We start from the raw sequence: 18,133 nt of genomic DNA, 5'->3' as shown, positions 1-18,133 counted from the left end.
ATGGTAGTAGGTGAATTTACTACAGAGGTTGACGTACTCGTAATCGGTGCCGGTCCAGGTGGATATGTTGCAGCGATTCGTGCAGCTCAACTTGGTAAAACAGTAGCTGTCGTGGAAAAAGCTGAGCTGGGCGGTGTGTGCCTGAACGTAGGTTGCATCCCTTCCAAAGCGATGATCCACGCTGCACACACATATGAGCACACACAACATACAGAATCCATGGGTATCACCATGGAAAATGTAAAAGTGGATTTTGCCAAAGTACAAGAGTGGAAAAGCGGCATCGTGAAGCAACTGACTGGCGGCGTAGGCTCCCTCTTCAAAGGCCACAAAATCCAGGTAATCCCTGGTGAAGCGCTGTTCGTAAGTGAAAATGAAGTGCGTGTATTCCACGGTTATGATGTCAACCGTTATCGCTTCCAGCATTGCATCATTGCAACTGGTTCGCGTCCAATCGAGTTGCCTGCATTCCCGTTTGGCAAACGCGTAATGTCTTCTACTGAAGCGTTGTCCATGACTGAACTGCCGAAGAGCCTTGTGGTAATCGGCGGCGGATACATCGGTATCGAGCTTGGTACTGTGTTCGCGAAGTTTGGTACAAAAGTTACGATTTTGGAAGGTTCCGATCAAATCTTGCCAGGATTTGAGCCAGACATGCCACGTTTGGTGGAACGCAAGCTGAAAAAGCTCGACGTTACCATCCATACAAAAGCATTGGCACAAGGAATGGAAGAGACAGAAAACGGCGTGATCGTAACTGCAGAAGTAAAAGGCGAGCAACAAAAAATCGAGGCGGAATACGTACTTGTTACTGTTGGGCGTCGTCCGAATACAGATGAACTCGGTATTCGCGATATCGGCATGAACATGACTGACCGTGGGTTGATCGTTGTCGACAAGCAAGGCCGCACGAGCATTCCTAACGTGTACGCGATCGGAGATATCGTAGCAGGTCCTGCATTGGCTCATAAAGCTTCCTACGAAGGTAAGGTTGCTGCTGAGGCGATTGCTGGCCATCCTGCAGAAGTTGACTACAAGGCGATTCCAGCGGTTGTATTCTGCGATCCAGAAATCGCAAGCGTTGGAATCAATGAGAAAGAAGCAAAAGAAAAAGGCATCGACTACATTGTAGGTCGGTTCCCATTCGCAGCAAACGGTCGCGCTCTGTCTGTAAATGCAGGCGAAGGTTATGTGAAGCTGATTGCAGAAAAAGAAACGAATCTCGTATTGGGTGCGCAAATCGTTGGTCCAGAAGCATCCAACATCATCGCAGAGATCGGATTGGCGATTGAAATGGGCGCAACACTCGAAGACATCGAGCTGACCATCCACGCACATCCAACACTGGGTGAAGTAACAATGGAAGCTGCTGAATTGGCTTTGGGTCGTCCGATCCACGTCATGAAATAAGAAGTGGGAAAAGCCTTGTGCCGGAAATGGGTGCAAGGCTTTTTCTTCCACATCTTCCCCTTTCCACCTGATCTTAAATAATGTAAAATAGTGGGAGACAACGTTAGGTGGAGGTCTGCAGCATGGAAATTACGAGTCGGATGATTGATGACTTGCGACTAAAACTAGAGCGCGCAGCAAAAGATGCAGGTTACAATTTTCTTGACCCTGAAATCGTGAGAATCAGCCAACAATTAGATAAATTAATTGTCGCACATATGCAACATGAAAAACGCCCTTCATGAGGGCGTTTTTGGTTGAGTGGGTACTTCCGAGATGGAATAAAGCAAATGGGCATTCCAGCCTTTTTTCGTAAGCGTGGGCTCTTGTGCATAATAATAGCTAGGATATAAAATCAAATGCTGCGCATCATAGCTAGGACCATTACTCGGACAGGTAAGCCGATGGGTTTCTGTCTCATAAGTAATTGTGGGAGAAATGGATTGCAGATAGGTAGTAAGGGATTTGATTCCTTGTAAAGAGTAATAAATCCGTTCAGCTTCACGAACAAATTTTGGAGCAATCGCCTCCCAATTCGCCTCAAAAAATAGCTGCCAATAAGATGAAACGAACAGGCTAAAACGGCCTTTCACATAATCGGCATCTTCTTCTAAATCGAAGGCAACTACAGGAGCATCGTGATGCAATATCCACTCCTCCAAGATCGGTTTTATACTACGCACAAAATGATCGGTGGGAAGTGTTACGAAGTACTCATATTGATCATCGACAGCCATTACACCTTTTGTATGTAAGGGGTCAAATGAGTCAGGGATCCCATATCGAAAGAGGGGGACAAAATAGCCCCATTCTTTTAAAAGACGGGCAGACTCAAACTGCTCTACTTTTTCTTCCGTCCAATGCGCAAATCGCTCGGGAGGTGTCTCTTGGGCAAGTGTATACAAACTAGCAGCCATCTCGTACAGCGGAGAAACACTATAGCTGATCAAATTGGAAAGAGGGCTATGGTTGCCCGGAAGTGGAATGGTGATCATCTTCACTTAACCTCCATCAAGGATACTAAATTTATCATAGTGCATCCTTGTGGGACAATTCAATCATTTTTGATGTAAAAAAAGGAAGGATAGAGGCACCTGACTGCAATGGAGCCAGGTGCCATTACTTATCCTTCGCGTGTTTGAATGGAGCGAGAATGATTTTGCTGCTTCACTTTTTTAGACCCAGGCTGGGGTTCGCCAGTCTGTTCTAGCGGGCGGGCTACATTATTGTAAGTTTGATGCGGATTTTCATCTAGAATATGGTCCTTTTCCATAAAATCAACTCCTTCTTTACCTAGTTTGGCGTAAACACATGATGACGAATCATAGGAAATGCTGGTATTCTATAATGAGGTTGTTGCAAACTCGTATGGTAAGGAAGCATGTCCACATTTAGAAGGAATTGATATGTTGTCAAAATTACAGAATGGCACGATACTGTTTATAGAACATAATATTTATTATGTAAACAATAAACGAGCTCTGCTGGTCTGGAAGGAGCGAGAACTATGCCAGTCTTAATCGCCCCCGTATTCAATTCAACAACAGCACAGCCCGTTCGGATCGATTTGCCTAATTCGTACACGCTCATATCCGGCGCAAAAAGGCCATATGAGATCGCGTCTCGTTTTTTACGCAATGAGATGGACGAGAACAAGCGAACCTTTGATTTGCGTGTAGATCCTAGCAGTTTATTTTTAGTTGGGGATCACGAAGAGATGAAAGTAACGGATGATCGGGTGTGGATTGAAGAAATCGAAAATAAGCTGAATCTAGCGTGCACAACGGGGACTTGTTCGATTCCTTACATCATCACCGTCAATGGCAATATGTATGGTATTACGTATTTGAAGCGATCGCTTGATGGTGACAAGTACTCATTTGATGATGAAACGGCGGGTATTTTTACTTCATTAGTGGAACAGAAGCTGCCATCCCTTGCTTTTCGTCGCTATGCGCTCTCGCTGGAGAAGAAAAACTACGAGGATCAGTTGTTGGATCTGTGGATTGCATTAGAATCTTTGTTCGTTCCCGATGGCAAAAAAGGCGAGATTACCTATAAATTGCGTGTCCGAATGGCGTACTATTTTGGAGAAACTGCCTTGCAGCGTGAACAGATTGCACAGTTTGTAAAAAAATCGTACAATCATCGCTCAGAGATTGTGCATAGCGGAAAGCTGTTTGGAGACAAGTTGGCAAAAGAAGTCACGATTCTGAGGGCGATGACAAGAGCCGCGATTTTGAATATCGCCGGGGAAAGCATCAACCTTCAGGATATGCGTGTCAGGCTGGACGAATTGGCATTTATGGGCGAATCTTATGTGGCAAGGTACGCTCCTACTTTTTTTGAAAGAATTTTGTTGTAAGCCTCATAGAGGAAACAGATCAGGAGGAAGAATAGAGCATGAGTGTTTTGATCGTAGAGAATTTGTCCCATGGTTTTGGGGACCGTGTTTTGTTTCGCGATGTATCTTTCCGTTTGCAACCGAATGACCGTGTAGGACTCGTAGGCGCAAATGGTACCGGAAAATCAACGATGATGGGGATTTTGACAGGCCAAAACTTGCCTGATAACGGTCGTATTGAATGGATGCCCAAAATCGAATACGGATATTTGGATCAGCATACCAAGCTGCAAGCTGGTAAAACGATTCGTGACGTACTCAAGGATGCCTTCCTTCCGTTGTTGGAGCAAGAGTCTGAACTGATGACGATTGGTGAAAAGATGGCTGAGGCATCTCCAGAAGAACTGGAAGAATTGCTGGAGCGCATGGGCGAAATTCAAGACAAGCTGGAAACTAGCGGCTTTTATTTGATCGATGCAAAAGTCGATGAAATCGCCAACGCTTTGGGTTTGAGTGCAATCGGTTTGGAGCGCGATGTTGCATCTCTCTCCGGTGGTCAGCGTACCAAGGTTCTTTTGGCAAAATTGCTGCTGGAACAACCAACTGTTCTGTTGCTGGATGAGCCGACAAACTACTTGGACGAAGAGCATATCGTGTGGTTGAAAAACTACTTGAAGGAATACCCTTACGCTTTCATGCTGATTTCCCATGACACGACCTTCATGAACGAAGTCGTGAATGTGATTTATCATTTGGAATTTACCAAGTTGAATCGTTACACAGGGAACTACGAATCCTTCCTGGCACAGTCTGAGACAAAACGCAGTCAGCACTTTGACGCATTTGAGAAGCAGCAGGAAGAAATCGCTAAAATGGAAGACTTTATTGCGCGCAATAAGGCACGTGCGTCTACTACCGGCCGCGCGAAGAGCCGTCAAAAGCAGCTCGATAAAATGGATCGCATCGACAAGCCGGAAACGGCTGCGAAACCTTCGTTTATCTTTAAAGAATCCCGGGCAAGTAGCCGTTTTGTCATTGAGGCTGAAAACCTGGAGATCGGATATTCGCATGCATTGCTGCCAAAGCTTAGTGTGAAGCTGGAGCGCGGTGAAAAAGTAGCGATTGTTGGCATGAACGGTGTCGGTAAGTCTACTCTGCTGAAAACGTTGCTGGGTGTGATTCCTCCGCTGGGTGGAAAGCTGGAGAAAGGCGATTTCCTCCATCCTGCTTACTTCGAGCAAGAAGTGAAGGCGAAGCCAATTACTGCACTCGATGACGTATGGAATGAATTCCCTTCCATGAATAACCATGAGGTTCGCGGAGCGCTGGCACGTTGTGGCTTGAAAAATGAGCATATCAATCGTAACATGAACGCTCTGTCCGGGGGCGAGCAAGCAAAGGTTCGTCTCTGTAAATTACTGCAGCGCGAAAGCAACTGGCTGGTATTTGACGAGCCGACGAACCACTTGGATGTCGTCGCCAAGGAAGAGCTCAAACGCTCCTTGAAGGAGTTCAAGGGGACCGTCCTTCTCGTATGCCACGAACCTGAATTTTATGAGGATTGGGTTACACAGACGTGGGATGTTGAGAAATGGAGCTTGGAGCAGGCAAAAACACCGATTAAATTGTAAAAGCAAAAACAGGCAGCCATCATTGGGTGAGACTGCCTGTTTTTTTTATGTGAGCGACGCATTCCGCATACGGATCATGGAAAAGTGCAGACTGCTTTGTAGCAATGAATCTCGGAGCGGCATCAGCGAAGGGGTGATTCGCAATTCAATATCCGATCGGCTAAGACAGTGTACAAGGTCATCTAATGGCCTTACGTCTAGTGGCGAAACAGTTTCCTCTGACAAATAGTAGCCTGCACCTTCGTCCCAGCTATAAAAAGATTCTGGAGAGAAGGTATATTCATACAGCGTTGTTTGTGTAAGCGCGGGATACCATTTGCTTTCGATCGCAATAACCATTTTGGCGCTCGTCAAGCCAAGAAAGCGCTCGACGTCTGCTGGCTCAGAATTTGCTTTTTTGTAGAAGCAAATCCTCGGGCAATCCCGCGGTAAATAATACATCGGAGCTCGTTCTGCATCAATCGCCCATACAGCCGGAGCAAGTGTGGGGTGAGAGGGATGTGCGCGAGGCTGAAAAATCGTAATGGCCGGGTCTTCACTATAGTGAAACAATTTGTCCAAGAATTTGTAACCTCCTCAAAATCAACCCCGCCGTTTTCTAAAAAACTGCCCACGCATTTGGCAAATAGCGGCCTCGATGATAGGGAGAAGACGTCTTCGTGATGGCCTCACCATTGTGCAGCATCATGGAGCTGGAACCTCCGTCCATAGCCATTGCCGTAACAACACCTCGCTCAGCCAATAGCTCCGCCATGTCGTTCATGCTCGCCCCGATGGAATGCCCGGGTTGGCGACCGTCAATGACTGCAAATACAATTGTCCCATCTTCTTTTTGTCCAATCGCGGTACGCGGCTGAATACCCCAGCTCTTGGCAGGCTTTCCTTCAAACATATTTTTCCCGTTTACAATTAACTGCGGACGGAAGCTCACAGCGTCACGCACGCCCATCTTCACGAGTTGTTCAGCCGAGTAGCTGCCTGTAATCAGTTTACCGTCATAGGTAAGCCCTAACGCAGTTTCTCCGCTTCTCGGGTTGTAGCCCTGCAAAATCTTTCCTTCGTGGATGACGACGCCGTAAGCTCGTGCTCCTTTGCCGTAGCCGTCTGGGTCGGCGAATCCACTCGCATTGACGATCCCGATGGCTCCTGTTTTGTTTACAAACTCATCGAGCAAATCTCCACGGTCCTTGCGATTCGTGACGACGAGCCGTACTCTGCTCGGGTCGCTAATGTACATGATTTTTCCTTTAAAGTAATAACTGCCTTTCGAGACGTCAATATCCTCGACCTCGATTAGTTCTTTTGGTTTCTCTGGAAGTGTGACGGTTACCAGATTCGATCTCGGCGGAATAGCAGGTCCTGTCGTGGCTGAGCCTGTATCCTCAGAATTGATAACAGTGGGATGTGTAATTTGCTGCTTAAGTTCTTTCAGTTTTTCATCGGGTAAAAATGTATAAGGAGCCCAGTAATCGTGCTGGGTTGTCAGCAAAGTACCTGCCGCCCACTCGCGTAATTCTACGCCGTTTTTCGTTCCAAATAAAAAAATAATTCCCAGTAGAGCCAAGGTTGTAAAGGTTAAGGCTATGCCAAGCATCCATTTCTTAATCCAACGCCATGGTCTTTTGCGGTTGGCTCGCTTGCGTGAGCGAGTCCGAGACAACGTCTCCATTCATGATTCACATCCATCTAACAAATTGTACTAGAGTTATCATTCCTATATGAAGAGACGCATGACCGGGAAAAAGGTTTCAGGAAAATAATATGTGATCAGCCTGGTCAAAATAAGAGTAGGGGGTGATAGGTGTGCGTGACTATGATGCGGAGTTTCAAAAGGAAGTAGAGGAGTACATGGAAAGTCCAAAAGGGACACGTAACCAAACCACCAGCCGGGACCGTCAAGACCAGGGTGAGAAGCAGGAAACCCGTTTCGATTCCAATAACGGGTAGAAGGAAGGTCAGGCGAAGTCCAATGCGGATTTCGCCTGTTTTTTTATCTCGAAAAGGACCTTGACTCACGAGGACTGGCTTACCTCTGTATTCTACCTGCAAAGTGTGGTAAGCTTACCCAATGCACGACTTTATGCCAGGAGGGTTTTTGTGAGCACCACGTTTGCAGATTTACAAATTAGCGCACCGCTGTTGACTATATTGCGAGAGCGAAAAATGGAAACACCGACACCGGTACAGAGTGAAGCCATTCCGTTGATTATGGCTGGTCGAGATGCCTTGGTTGAGTCACCGACAGGGACAGGCAAGACGTTTGCTTATCTATTGCCGATTTTATCGAAAGTCAATATGGAGCAAAAAGATGTACAGGCCATTGTACTTGCACCGACGCATGAGCTCGTTGTTCAGATTGCGCGGGAAGCAGAAAGCCTTCTGCCAGGGAAGGACACGGCTGTGATGTCTATTATTGGCGGTGTCGATGTGAAACGCCAAATCGAGAAACTGAAAAAGAAGCCTGTATTGATCGTAGCAACACCAGGAAGACTGTTGGAGCTGATTGAGCAGCGCAAGCTAAAGGTCCATGAAGTGAAGACAGTTGTTGTCGACGAGGCAGACCGTATGCTGGATGCAGGCTTTGGCAAGCCAGTCCAAGAGGTTATGAAAAAAACACTGCGTGATACGCAACGACTGTTATTCTCAGCGACAATCGCAGAGGAAGTCGTACATACGGCTGAGATTTTTACAAAAGACGCTGCCGTTATTCGTGCAGCGGCACCAGAAGGGGCCGCAGGAGTAGCACACATGTATTTGGTCACCGATCCACGCAAAAAGGTGGATACGCTCCGTCGTTTACTGCGCCTCGTCAATGTTCGCTCCTCCATTGTTTTTGTCAACCAAATCGAAAAAGTGGACGAGATTGTATCGAAGCTCAATTACCACAATTTGCCGTGCAGACTCTTGCACCGTGATGCTACGAAAGAAGAGCGTGCCCGCACCCTGCAACAATTCCGGGACGGAGTATTCCCCGTGTTGATTACGACAGATGTATCGGCACGTGGCATTGATATTCCAGGTGTGGAATGTATTGTGCATTATGATCCTGCATCGGATGCGGATACGTACATTCATCGCAGTGGTCGAACTGGGCGAATGGGGCGTGCCGGACTGGTATTTTCGATCGTTACGCCACAGGAACAGTTCATCATCCAAAAATTTTCCAAGCAAACAGGCTTGCCTATCGCTGAAAAATTCATGACCCACGGAGCGCTGGAAGATCCGCGTCCTGTACGAAAGCCCGCGCCAGCACAAAAGCCAGGAGCTCCAGCTAAAAATGCGAGCCCTGCCAAGCGGAATCAAAATCGTGCACATAAGAAGGGCAGCTTTGGAACAAAGTAGGACAAGAAGCACACAACTTGTCTGCAGGAGGTTTCCATGCGCAAAGATCGGTTATATGAAGAGGATTTGCTGGTAAACGGCACAGTTGGTGGAGAAGTTCTGACGAAACACGAACGACAAGTGCTGCGCCAGGAAGCAGGGGAACTGAAGGAAAAGATGGAACAGGCGAGACAAGAACCGATTGCCGAATGAAGGACGAAGAAGAGCAGGGAGAATCCGTGAGGTCTACGGATGCCCTGCTCTTTTTTTATGGGAGTGGATCAAATAGCGATCTAGCTCTTCTAGCCAGTCCTGAACGCTCTCATAAGGGGCGTCCATTTGTAACAAACGCCGAATCATCGTGCGAATCGGAGGAGATAAAGAAAGCTCCTCTTCCCAGCTTTTTTCTGGTGCGTCTGGTTCCGATTCGTATCCGGAATAGAGCAAAAATAAAAAGAAATGTCCCAATGCGTACAAATCACTGGAAGGAGCGACTTCACGCTTCAATTGTTTTTCAGACGGGTAGGCGGACAAGGTATCAGCCGTGTATGTCGGTCGATCACCAACGAACCTGGCGAGGCCAAAATCAATCAAGTACGGCTTGTCCCCTTTCCAGATGACGTTGGGAATCCGTACGTCGCGGTGAATCACATTTTGCATATGGAGGTAGGCCACGAGCTCCCCGATTTGGCGGATCCATTGGGCGCATTTTTGCTCATCAGCCACGATGTTTTGATCAAACAACATGTCTTCGAGTGTCGGGCCTGCTAGATAAGTCATGACTATAAACGAGTCTTGCCGGTAAGTAAAGGAATCCAGACAGCGAGGGAATTGCGGATGCGAGAGGGACATCAGCACCTTTTTTTCATACGCCTGCATGGCTTCTCCTTTTGGTGTGTGACGCAGGCTGGGTTTCACTTGCTTCAGCACAACCTGATTACCTGTAGGGTTGTGCGTTGCGAGATATGCGATCCCGTAGCTCCCCATCCCCAGTACTTTTGTTATTTCATAGTGTCCTGCCAGGTGGCCGGGCCGATATGGTTTATCGCGTATTATTTCGTTCCACCATGACTTCATACGAGTCCACATTGTCTGATTTTCCCCTCCTCCCTTCATCTTATCATGATTTGAAAAAGCTGACCTTTTTTTCAATAGGTTTGCTATAATCAGTTCGTTACATGCAGACAGGAGCGAAGGGTATGAATTTTACAATTGATTGGTTATCCTTTTATCTGATGGAACAACCTGAAGAAGAGGATGGCATAAAACAAGTGCGGATGACGCGCTATTTGGGCCATGATGAATATCAGAAAAGCGAACTGAAAGATTTTCTCGATGGGGAATTCGCCCGGATTGCGAAAAGAAAAGTCGAGATGAATCCGAAGACAGAAGGCACGCCGACAAAACTGGGTCAATTTGTGCTGGAACCTGGACATCCATTGGACTCGAACCCTAACTATGCCCTCTTGAATCGATTGTTGGCAGCGGAGACACCAGGGGAGAGCAAGGAGCCCTGCCAGGAGTTGATTCAGTCATATTTACGAACCTCTCAGGTGAGAGGCGGGGTCATGATTGTGGTCCGGACGAGGCTCGATCTGATTGATGAGCGCTATGTCTTTATTTTAAAATGCGATTTCGAACAAAAAACAGCAGTCATCACAGACGAGAAGAGCCTCATATCGAATGTGCGCATGGCGATTAACGCCAAAAACATGAAATCGCTGATGTATCCGTATATGATCGAATCGGGAATGAATGATCCTTATCACGTGAAAATTCATCAGTTCTCCCACGCACGGTATTTCGAGGAGTTTCTGCGTTTTATCGAGTATCCGCAAACGATGACGCAGATCGTCTCTGAAGAAGTCATTTCATTGGCAAGACAGCACATTGAATATACGTATCCCGAAGAGTCGGAAGAACGGGTAAGGGAAGAGGAAGCCATCGAACTCATTGCCGCAAGTCCGAAGCGGGAGCTCGCAGAAAAATGGGAGCATGAGACTGTGATGGAAGCGATGCAAATCATTACAGATCGCCAACCAGAGGTCGAGCTGAAGTTCAAGCTGGATCATATGCAGATCCGCACATTATTGGCCGATTACGGTACCAACCTGCATATCGCGAAAGTAAACGGGCGTTATTTGGTATTGTTAGAAGGCGAGCAGCTACAGTTCGAGCGTGGCATGTCCCCTGTTGAGTTTTTAAAGCCAAAGGCATTGACGGATATCGTGAAAGAAATCGAAGAGCGAAGCCAAAACGTAGCGTATACCCCAATGAGCACGCCAACGGAGGACGACGATAATCCACCTTGGTAATAAACGAGGAAGGGAGTGAGTAAATTGGATCGACAACTGAAAGTAATCGGTCAAGAGCCTAACATTTATCCGGTTTTGCGCCATGCCTCGATGATCAACAAGTACCCGGAGCGTTGGGTTGTGAAGGAACATACAGCAGATACGTACGTCCTGTACGCGCTAGATCAAGGGGAAGGCTACGCATTGATTGAGAAGCCGATGTTGCAGGAAGCAGGCTGGACGAGCGAGCAGCTTCATGCATACGCAATGGAAAACTTGCGAAAGCTCCCCTTTTCAGTGAAGTCACAAGAGGTAGGGGGCCAGCACATCCATTTTATTAGTCCGACAGACGGCTATGCGGCAAGCCGAATTTTGCTGGATTCATTTCTGGCGGAGATGGATCAGAAAAAGCAAGGAGACTCGCTTGGAGTCGCGATTCCGCATCAGGATGTGCTGATTGTGGCGGATATGGCAGGAGAAGCTGGAGCCCATCTGTTAGCTCGACTTACTTATGATTTTGCATCCAAAGGGCAAGTGCCGATTTCTGTCTTGCCTTTTTATTGGGAGGAAGGGGAATTGATCCCATTTCTTGTGGTGACGCACGACTCGGGTACGAAAATTGAAAGAAAGTAGAGCAAGCGCGGGGATAGACTTCCCGCGTTTGCTATACGGTGGAAAATCGGAGGAAACCCTCGAATGAAAAATTTCATGATTGGTCAATACGGAGGTTTTGATCAGGCAAAATACGCACGAGATTTTAAAGAGGGCTTTTACGGAATAGAGGCATGCTTATTTGAGTCGGAGGAGGATATCCGAATTTTGCAGCGCGAATCACAAGCAAAAGGATTTGCTGTTGGTGTTCATTTTCCGCTGCGTGCATGTCAATCCAAGCTGCGGGATGCTTTATTCATGGATGCTCATGATCAGACGAGAGCAGAGGCGTTTCAAAGGATAGAGAGGGAACTGGCGTATATGGCATTCCTTTCGCCAACCTATGTCTTATTCCACTATCCGAAGCCTGTCATTTTGGATGAGCGCGTCGACTGGAATGTTTGGCGTTTTCATGATTCGCGAGACTTTGTTTGGGAGCAAGTCTACACAGAAGCAGAGTTTCAATCACGTAGTGAGCAGGTGTTTGCGTGGTTAGCTGAGAAAGGCAAGGAGTTTCACTTCACACCAGTCCTTGAATTCGATGCACTCAACCGATATGTGTATGGGACAAAATTTTTAGAGGACTTGCTGCAGAAATATCCAACGATCAAGCTCTGTCTCGATATGGGTCGATTATTCCTGCAAGAAAAAATCGACCCGTGTTTCGATGCGCGTCAGGTCATCCAAACGTATACGAAATATGCGTTTAGCATTCATTTGAAGAGTATGAAGGTGACCGCGAGTGGGGTAGAATTCGTTCACTTTCCCGTTCTTCCTGAATGGAAACCAGAAGAAGGGTGGGCACCGATTGAGGACTACCTGACAATCATCCGGAAGGAAAACCCACACGTAAAGATCATGTTCGAGCATCGTTCCGACCAAGTTACAGAAGAACAGCTCGAGCGTTGCTATCGTTGGGTAAAGGACCTCCTATCTGAACCTCATGAATCCACTTCAAGTAGTAACTCGATATAGCGTCCGGAATCTTGAAGCAGCCAGTACGGGTACCTCAGACCGTGTATGTACAAATCTGTAGCGGTCACGAGCATGGTCCTCACCCGTGTTTTATCACCCATCAACTGCGCGCATACCCCCATCGTCATCCAAGGGTATAAATCACCAGTCTGAAACGTATCAAAGTGCGGGAAAGCGTCTGTGATCCTTTGGTAGAGTAGCGAAGCCGTATTGGCATCTGTCATGCTGTAGACAATGGGAAACGCTTGGGAAGTGACGTCCGGGTACCATTTTCGCCAGCCGGGATACGTACGATCATACATGGCATACGACTTGCGAATCCGACTGTACATTCCACGGATGCCGAGCTCACAGGCCCTCGCACGTGAAGCCGCTTCCTCGGCAGCCTCCACATCTCCGATCAACGAAAATAAATACGAAGCATCTGCCAGTCCTTTGGCCACCTCGCAATTGTCCATCAAATATTTGACCCGATACGAACGCTTCGCCCAGGTCAGACCGTCCTTCTGTTGAAGGCGGGCAACTGCTCGGAGAAGGGACAAGAGTGTAGCGTGGTTGGAATGCAGCCAGTCCGTATGCCCCGTTGCTCGTATCCATTCTGCTAGCAGGCTAAAATAGGTGGTGTGGTAGCTATCTTCGCTATCATTTGTGCCGGTATCGATTTCTCTGTCCTGTTCAAGACGAAAATCATTGATATAGCCGTCCGCATTCAGGTTTTGCAAATACCAATCGAGATGACCGCGAACAGCCTCTACCTCCTTCATACGGATGAGGGAAACAATTCCGAGGTTAGTAAAGTACGGATTGATTTGGTCACGTTGGGGGCCAAGGCGAAAGGTACCACTCGGCAATTGGCAGGATAGCAAAAAACTTGTTTGATTCAACGCCATTTCTTGCATCCATTTTTCCATGAGGCTGACCTCCTCTCCAAGCTACATGATTGCTGAGACGAGTTTGACTCCGTATTCGATCCATTGCAGCGAACGCACATAAGAATCACTGTCGATGGAAGGCAGTGAAGCGGGTTCATTCACGACCTTGTGCCATTTTTCATCTCGAAACCAATCTACCCCATCTGCCGGATCGTGTCCATAGTCAGCCCATGCATCTTGAAGACGGGGGCTGTATATCTTCGGGCTTCCTTCTAGCAACTCATGTCCATCCAAGCGTAGTTGATAAGCATCTTCTTTGGTAGAAGGAGTATGATGAGGGGTGAACAAATGCGGCCAATAATCTGCTCGGGAGCCAGTATGAGGAATACGAGAGCAGTAGGAGGCCATTTTTTCGAAGCGAAAAGAATCCCCAAACAATTGCTGATACAACGTTTTTCCGATCTGAATGCGGTTTCTGATGTCGGGAAAATGATGAACATGTAACCCGATCAAACTAAGCCGGCGATCAGTAGAATGCGCTTTATAGGGAATGAGCACTTGATTCATCGAGAGAGCAGATTGAGCAACGAATGCAAACGAACTGAAAATGCGATTTAGTGTAAACGGCTTCTGTACGACACGTTGCTCGATATATTGCTGTTCATTGACGATGAGAGCATGTGTAAGGCGCGCGCTGTCTTTGGTTGCGAGGAACTCTTGCCAATACGATTGCATAAAGACTGAAACACCAAGTGGTGCCAAAAGCTTTGTTAAATCTGTCCCCGTTCGTTTCATCTCCGCATACAGAAGCAATTGCGGATAGGCATCGTGAAAAATCAGCCAGTTAGATCTTTCCAAAAACCAAAAAAACGGCTCAATTGCTTGTGCGTCCATAATAAGCGGTAGCCATTCTCCTTTTAAATCGGTCATGTTCCACCCGCCATTTCGTGAGACCAGATGGGCCAATAACGCCCAGTGAACCTCTTGGTGCTCGAGATAAAAGGCGAGGTATGCTTGTGTGCGGGTGACATTGTTACGATTGGCTTTGGTCGTTGCTTGTCTGATGTGAGCAACCAGGTGCTGCTCGGAAATTTCCGTTACGGTCGTATCTGTCATGTATGGGTAGCTCCTTGTTTTTTTACATGGAAAAAAGCAGGTCCACTGGGCGACCCGCTTTTTATTCAACCAATCATTTCTAGTACGAGAAGCCGAACGAGTAGTTTTTCCTTGGCTTCCTCCCACGTATTCGCAAAAATGACAACGAGCTCCGATTGGAACTCCGTTTCCGCGACAAAAATCCCATCTTGTTCGTAGATGTTCATAGATGATCGTCCTTTCTGCTGCCTTTCAAGCATTGTATGCTATCATGAAAGAGATGATGCATTCAGCATGCTGGAAAATCATGAGAAGGGTGGCATCAAACATGATAGTAAAAGTGACAAAAGAGGCCGAAGAACGTATGGCAAGTACAGATAAGCCCATTCGGATCAACGGTGAGCTAGTCGGTGGCTGCGGGATGAATGTAGAGTATACGTTGTGGTGGGATAGCCAAGGTCCCGAGGATGAAGTCTACCAGGTCGATTCTTTGACGTTTCTGATAGATCGCGAAACGATCGCCTATATCGGATCTGATCTGCTTACGATTGATTATCGTGCACAGCAAGGCTTCCGCATGGTTACGCCACAACAAATTTTGGCCTATGGTCTTCAGCTAAAAGAGCGCTGGAGCTAATCACTTCGGGAGAAATTGCAAGATAAAGGCGAGAATCCCTGCTGCAATTAAAGGACCGACTGCAACACCTCGGAAAAAAGTGACACCAGCGATTGTACCTAGCAAGAGGCCAGTAACGATCAATGGATTTTGGGACATCAAGACCGTTCCTTTTCCCGCCAGGTAGGCCACAAACATACCGACGGCGACGGCCAGCAGCGAATGCCAATTTGTGAAAATCTCCAAGAAAGACGAAGGATTAATTTTGCCGCTTGCCAGCGGTGTCATGATGCCAATCGTCAGTATAATGATCCCGAGCTGTAATCCATGCTGCTCGAGTAGAGGAAAATATCGTTCCAATGACAGGAGCCTCATTAAGAGAAGAATCGCAACGGCAATGGATACGGTTGCGTTGTTACCAATAACACCGAGCGCAAGTAGTACCAAAAGGATGATAGAAATCCAGTCCATATGCGGGTTGGCTCCCTTTCGTTTTTCTTAGTATATCCATCTGCTGCGGCATGTGCCCGGGCAAGAAAAAAGAGATCGGCATGCACAAGTGTGCGAGTGCCGATCTCTTTTTTCTAGTCGAACCATAGTTCCAGCATTCCTACTGGAAAACCTGTTTGCTCGTCTGAATCAGGGAAACGTCCCCAAGCAAAGACGCCGTTGAAATAATCGATTGTAAACGGCTGATCGTAATCAGGCACGCTGTATTTGCTGCCGATTCGGAACTCACTTGTTCCTAAATAGTACGATTTCGCCATAAAGTACTTTTGTGTAATGATCGCAAGCTGTGAGTGATCCCCAAGCTTCTTTTTCTCTTTCGCTTCTACGTGCAGGCGCTCCATTTCCTCCTGGAGCTCTGCGAGTGTCATTTGACTGTACAAACGCAACGAACTGCCCCCTTTCCATACAGGTATATTGTAGCAAAAGACAAGGTGTTATGTCTGTATACGGGTTTGAAAATAAAAAAGGGGCACTCCCAGTTGGGAATGCCTAATTATTGGGGGCGATTGAGAAAAAGAACGACTGATTGTTCTATGACTGGTTTGCTCTCACCCAAAACAGTCAATCAATCAAAGCTATTAGCGTAGGCATACTCAGATTGAATGATCGATCTAAACATGCTTACGTTAAAAAGTCATCCAAAGAAGATAATCGAACTTTTTCTCAATGCGTTGAAAAAGTGCTTACACGTACAACATAGCAAGCAAAAGTAAAACATCAATTAAATAAAAATAAAGTATTATTAAATCTTTTTTTGTGAGTAACGCGTTAACGAGCAAAACGATGGTTACCGATCTCAACCGTTACAGGACGTGACCAAATCCACTTGGATTTAGCTGTATCCGGATTAAAGAAGTACAGGGAACCGTTGCTCGGATCCTTTCCATTCATTGCGTCCTGGACCGCTTTTCTCGTACTTTCATTCAATTTATGTGTCAAATTGCCGTCATGGACAGGCGAAAACGCATTGGGAGCATAAATAACCTCCCGTACCGTATTTGGAAAATCATCTGAAGCAACCCGATTCAATACAACGGCAGCAATCGCTACCTGTCCTTCATACGGTTCTCCCCGGCCTTCCGCATAAACTAACCGGGCGAGCAGTTCCATATCCCTCTCCGAAACTTTCACTTTTCCATTGCGAACCACTCTGGGGCGACTATCACGACTAACCTGTACAGACTCGCGTTTTACTGCTGTAGCAGATAGGGTTGGTTTCTTTTCCTTCTTTGAAACTTGTTCCGATGGCGACGTTGTACTATCGAGAACAGGGAGGATTGGTACCGGTTGTGGTGCCATTGCACTTGTCGGTGTTACAAATAAGCATAACAGCATCAATCCAAAACTGTTCAAAAAGAAGAAAAAGCGCGTTGGCGCTTCTCGTGACAACATGGTGTGAACCACTCCTTTTCGCTTTTTGCGTTTTGATTGCGGAAGCGAATCAGGTCTTTTGCAAGTCTATCGGTCTTACTGGAGTGGTTCAAGAGGGAAATGGCACCATAGCACTATTTACAAAACAGCATTTAATGTGAAAATGTTTTCATGAACCAGATGTTTCCTCGATAAAAAAGCCACTTTCCCGTTGAGAAAGTGGCTTTCGTGTGCAGCTTTAGGCTGCTCTTATTTTTCTGTAATTGCAATGGATTTAATAGTAATCGTTTGCTCTGGAACACTTGGTTCACCCGTTTGTGGGTTTTTCTTTACTTTTGTTCCGGCAATTTTTTGAACAACATCCATGCCACCCGTGACTTTTCCGAAAATCGTGTAGTTCGGAGAGTTGTCCAATCCTGTCACGTCAGGTCCAGAACCAATGAAGAATTGGCTACCATTCGTGTTTTTACCGGAATTCGCCATGGCAACCACGCCTGGTTCATATTTATGACCATTTTTCAATTCGTCTTCAAACGTGTAACCTGGACCACCCATGCCAGATCCCAATGGATCGCCTGTTTGAATCATGAAGTCTTTGATCACGCGGTGGAACTTGATGCCGTCATAGAACTTGTCCTTTGCGAGGAAGACAAAGTTGTTGACAGCAATGGGGGCATCTTTTTCAAACAGATCGATTGTAATGTCTCCCATGGAAGTAGATATTTTTGCTTGATAATCTTTTGCTTTGTCAATCTGCATAGCCGGAGCCTTCTCGTATTTCTTCTCTCCGGTTGGACCCGGTGGGTTAGCTGGCTCTTTGGATGCTGGTTTCTCTGCTGGCGTAGTCGGTTGATTAGGAGCGGCTTGATTGCTTCCTGTAGAACAACCCGTAACCAAGGCGATTGCCGTCAGACATGTGAACAGAGTTGTCATCATTTTTCTCATCTTATGCACCTTCCTTTGTATCATATCGTTGGGTGGTTCGGTTTCGAATTATAACACAA

Annotated in this window: 23 protein-coding genes; 11 read left to right on the top strand and 12 right to left on the bottom strand. The window is 46.8% G+C overall.

The window, feature by feature from the left end:
• Positions 1-1,410, top strand: a complete 1,410-nt coding sequence (gene lpdA, locus BBR47_RS16590) for a dihydrolipoyl dehydrogenase (protein ID WP_015891585.1) — start codon at positions 1-3, stop codon at positions 1,408-1,410.
• A gap of 122 nt (positions 1,411-1,532) precedes the next feature.
• On the top strand, positions 1,533-1,694 hold the full coding sequence (locus BBR47_RS16585) for an aspartyl-phosphate phosphatase Spo0E family protein (RefSeq protein WP_015891584.1): 162 nt from the start codon (positions 1,533-1,535) through the stop codon (positions 1,692-1,694).
• Here BBR47_RS16585 and BBR47_RS16580 read toward each other — a convergent pair.
• Together BBR47_RS16580 and BBR47_RS16575 are read right to left on the bottom strand one after the other, a co-directional pair.
• Complete coding sequence (locus BBR47_RS16580; protein WP_015891583.1) at positions 1,689-2,444, bottom strand: hypothetical protein; 756 nt, start codon at positions 2,442-2,444, stop codon at positions 1,689-1,691. The two genes, BBR47_RS16585 and BBR47_RS16580, sit on opposite strands and share 6 nt — an antisense overlap.
• Positions 2,445-2,572: 128 nt before the next feature.
• Positions 2,573-2,722, bottom strand: a complete 150-nt coding sequence (locus BBR47_RS16575; protein WP_015891582.1) for a hypothetical protein — start codon at positions 2,720-2,722, stop codon at positions 2,573-2,575.
• Positions 2,723-2,956: 234 nt separating this feature from the next.
• Between BBR47_RS16575 and BBR47_RS16570 the strand changes: the two genes are divergently transcribed.
• Both BBR47_RS16570 and BBR47_RS16565 read left to right on the top strand, forming a co-directional pair.
• Positions 2,957-3,814: a HEPN domain-containing protein gene (locus tag BBR47_RS16570; protein WP_015891581.1), complete on the top strand. Its 858-nt coding sequence runs from the start codon at positions 2,957-2,959 to the stop codon at positions 3,812-3,814.
• Between the two features lie 38 nt (positions 3,815-3,852).
• Positions 3,853-5,424, top strand: a complete 1,572-nt coding sequence (locus BBR47_RS16565; RefSeq protein WP_015891580.1) for an ABC-F family ATP-binding cassette domain-containing protein — start codon at positions 3,853-3,855, stop codon at positions 5,422-5,424.
• A 45-nt stretch (positions 5,425-5,469) separates the two neighbouring features.
• Here BBR47_RS16565 and BBR47_RS16560 read toward each other — a convergent pair whose 3' ends face one another.
• Positions 5,470-5,985: a DUF6886 family protein gene (locus BBR47_RS16560; RefSeq protein WP_015891579.1), complete on the bottom strand. Its 516-nt coding sequence runs from the start codon at positions 5,983-5,985 to the stop codon at positions 5,470-5,472.
• Between the two features lie 37 nt (positions 5,986-6,022).
• A complete protein-coding gene (locus BBR47_RS16555; RefSeq protein ID WP_015891578.1) occupies positions 6,023-7,093 on the bottom strand; it encodes a phosphodiester glycosidase family protein in 1,071 nt (356 codons plus the stop codon).
• Between the two features lie 134 nt (positions 7,094-7,227).
• On the opposite strand from BBR47_RS16555, the gene BBR47_RS31280 reads away from it, so the two are divergent.
• From BBR47_RS31280 to BBR47_RS31275, 3 genes are all read left to right on the top strand, one after another.
• A complete protein-coding gene (locus BBR47_RS31280; protein ID WP_015891577.1) occupies positions 7,228-7,371 on the top strand; it encodes a hypothetical protein in 144 nt (47 codons plus the stop codon).
• Between the two features lie 150 nt (positions 7,372-7,521).
• On the top strand, positions 7,522-8,766 hold the full coding sequence (locus tag BBR47_RS16550; protein WP_015891576.1) for a DEAD/DEAH box helicase: 1,245 nt from the start codon (positions 7,522-7,524) through the stop codon (positions 8,764-8,766).
• Positions 8,767-8,802: 36 nt separating this feature from the next.
• Entirely contained in the window at positions 8,803-8,958 is a 156-nt protein-coding gene (locus BBR47_RS31275; protein WP_015891575.1) for a hypothetical protein, read from the top strand.
• Between the two features lie 33 nt (positions 8,959-8,991).
• Here BBR47_RS31275 and BBR47_RS16545 read toward each other — a convergent pair whose 3' ends face one another.
• Positions 8,992-9,834, bottom strand: coding sequence for a serine/threonine protein kinase (locus tag BBR47_RS16545; RefSeq protein ID WP_015891574.1), 843 nt, complete (start codon positions 9,832-9,834; stop codon positions 8,992-8,994).
• 110 nt (positions 9,835-9,944) lie between these two features.
• On the opposite strand from BBR47_RS16545, the gene BBR47_RS16540 reads away from it, so the two are divergent.
• The 3 genes from BBR47_RS16540 to BBR47_RS16530 all read left to right on the top strand — a co-directional run bounded on the left by BBR47_RS16540 (position 9,945) and on the right by BBR47_RS16530 (position 12,665).
• Positions 9,945-11,060 carry a DUF3900 domain-containing protein gene (locus BBR47_RS16540; protein WP_015891573.1) on the top strand — a complete coding sequence of 372 codons (1,116 nt, stop codon included), beginning with the start codon at positions 9,945-9,947 and terminating at the stop codon, positions 11,058-11,060.
• 15 nt (positions 11,061-11,075) lie between these two features.
• Positions 11,076-11,672, top strand: a complete 597-nt coding sequence (locus BBR47_RS16535) for a DUF1444 family protein (RefSeq protein WP_015891572.1) — start codon at positions 11,076-11,078, stop codon at positions 11,670-11,672.
• Between the two features lie 63 nt (positions 11,673-11,735).
• On the top strand, positions 11,736-12,665 hold the full coding sequence (locus BBR47_RS16530; protein ID WP_015891571.1) for a TIM barrel protein: 930 nt from the start codon (positions 11,736-11,738) through the stop codon (positions 12,663-12,665).
• On the opposite strand, the gene BBR47_RS16525 is transcribed toward BBR47_RS16530, so the two are convergent.
• From BBR47_RS16525 to BBR47_RS31270, 3 genes are all read right to left on the bottom strand, one after another.
• Positions 12,632-13,576, bottom strand: coding sequence for a hypothetical protein (locus BBR47_RS16525; protein WP_015891570.1), 945 nt, complete (start codon positions 13,574-13,576; stop codon positions 12,632-12,634). The genes BBR47_RS16530 and BBR47_RS16525 overlap by 34 nt on opposite strands.
• A 21-nt stretch (positions 13,577-13,597) precedes the next feature.
• A complete protein-coding gene (locus BBR47_RS16520; RefSeq protein WP_015891569.1) occupies positions 13,598-14,653 on the bottom strand; it encodes a DUF2515 family protein in 1,056 nt (351 codons plus the stop codon).
• A 65-nt stretch (positions 14,654-14,718) separates the two neighbouring features.
• Positions 14,719-14,859, bottom strand: a complete 141-nt coding sequence (locus BBR47_RS31270; protein ID WP_016743472.1) for a hypothetical protein — start codon at positions 14,857-14,859, stop codon at positions 14,719-14,721.
• Between the two features lie 101 nt (positions 14,860-14,960).
• Between BBR47_RS31270 and BBR47_RS16515 the strand changes: the two genes are divergently transcribed.
• Complete coding sequence (locus BBR47_RS16515; protein WP_231850489.1) at positions 14,961-15,269, top strand: iron-sulfur cluster biosynthesis family protein; 309 nt, start codon at positions 14,961-14,963, stop codon at positions 15,267-15,269.
• Here the strand turns inward: BBR47_RS16515 and BBR47_RS16510 are convergent, their stop codons facing one another.
• From BBR47_RS16510 to BBR47_RS16495, 4 genes are all read right to left on the bottom strand, one after another.
• Positions 15,270-15,719 (bottom strand): DUF441 domain-containing protein, encoded by a 450-nt coding sequence (locus tag BBR47_RS16510; RefSeq protein ID WP_015891566.1) that lies wholly within the window; start codon positions 15,717-15,719, stop codon positions 15,270-15,272.
• A gap of 113 nt (positions 15,720-15,832) precedes the next feature.
• On the bottom strand, positions 15,833-16,144 hold the full coding sequence (locus BBR47_RS16505; protein WP_015891565.1) for a YfhH family protein: 312 nt from the start codon (positions 16,142-16,144) through the stop codon (positions 15,833-15,835).
• Positions 16,145-16,526: 382 nt separating this feature from the next.
• Positions 16,527-17,150: a cell wall hydrolase gene (locus BBR47_RS16500; RefSeq protein ID WP_015891564.1), complete on the bottom strand. Its 624-nt coding sequence runs from the start codon at positions 17,148-17,150 to the stop codon at positions 16,527-16,529.
• Between the two features lie 228 nt (positions 17,151-17,378).
• Entirely contained in the window at positions 17,379-18,074 is a 696-nt protein-coding gene (locus BBR47_RS16495) for a peptidylprolyl isomerase (protein ID WP_015891563.1), read from the bottom strand.
• Between the last annotated feature and the right edge of the window lie 59 nt (positions 18,075-18,133).

Source organism: Brevibacillus brevis NBRC 100599 (assembly GCF_000010165.1).
Classification (GTDB): domain Bacteria; phylum Bacillota; class Bacilli; order Brevibacillales; family Brevibacillaceae; genus Brevibacillus; species Brevibacillus brevis_D.
This window is presented reverse-complemented; position numbering and strand designations above follow the sequence as displayed.

Coding starts and splice junctions, on each gene's coding strand:
- BBR47_RS31270 (WP_016743472.1), bottom strand. CDS start 14,859: ATGAACATCTACGAACAAGATGGGATTTTTGTCGCGGAAACGGAGTTC.
- BBR47_RS16515 (WP_231850489.1), top strand. CDS start 14,961: ATGATAGTAAAAGTGACAAAAGAGGCCGAAGAACGTATGGCAAGTACA.
- BBR47_RS16530 (WP_015891571.1), top strand. CDS start 11,736: ATGAAAAATTTCATGATTGGTCAATACGGAGGTTTTGATCAGGCAAAA.
- BBR47_RS16555 (WP_015891578.1), bottom strand. CDS start 7,093: ATGGAGACGTTGTCTCGGACTCGCTCACGCAAGCGAGCCAACCGCAAA.
- BBR47_RS16575 (WP_015891582.1), bottom strand. CDS start 2,722: ATGGAAAAGGACCATATTCTAGATGAAAATCCGCATCAAACTTACAAT.
- lpdA (WP_015891585.1), top strand. CDS start 1: ATGGTAGTAGGTGAATTTACTACAGAGGTTGACGTACTCGTAATCGGT.
- BBR47_RS16540 (WP_015891573.1), top strand. CDS start 9,945: ATGAATTTTACAATTGATTGGTTATCCTTTTATCTGATGGAACAACCT.
- BBR47_RS16495 (WP_015891563.1), bottom strand. CDS start 18,074: ATGAGAAAAATGATGACAACTCTGTTCACATGTCTGACGGCAATCGCC.
- BBR47_RS31275 (WP_015891575.1), top strand. CDS start 8,803: ATGCGCAAAGATCGGTTATATGAAGAGGATTTGCTGGTAAACGGCACA.
- BBR47_RS16565 (WP_015891580.1), top strand. CDS start 3,853: ATGAGTGTTTTGATCGTAGAGAATTTGTCCCATGGTTTTGGGGACCGT.
- BBR47_RS16510 (WP_015891566.1), bottom strand. CDS start 15,719: ATGGACTGGATTTCTATCATCCTTTTGGTACTACTTGCGCTCGGTGTT.
- BBR47_RS16525 (WP_015891570.1), bottom strand. CDS start 13,576: ATGGAAAAATGGATGCAAGAAATGGCGTTGAATCAAACAAGTTTTTTG.
- BBR47_RS16520 (WP_015891569.1), bottom strand. CDS start 14,653: ATGACAGATACGACCGTAACGGAAATTTCCGAGCAGCACCTGGTTGCT.
- BBR47_RS16545 (WP_015891574.1), bottom strand. CDS start 9,834: ATGTGGACTCGTATGAAGTCATGGTGGAACGAAATAATACGCGATAAA.
- BBR47_RS16570 (WP_015891581.1), top strand. CDS start 2,957: ATGCCAGTCTTAATCGCCCCCGTATTCAATTCAACAACAGCACAGCCC.
- BBR47_RS16585 (WP_015891584.1), top strand. CDS start 1,533: ATGGAAATTACGAGTCGGATGATTGATGACTTGCGACTAAAACTAGAG.
- BBR47_RS16580 (WP_015891583.1), bottom strand. CDS start 2,444: ATGATCACCATTCCACTTCCGGGCAACCATAGCCCTCTTTCCAATTTG.
- BBR47_RS16500 (WP_015891564.1), bottom strand. CDS start 17,150: ATGTTGTCACGAGAAGCGCCAACGCGCTTTTTCTTCTTTTTGAACAGT.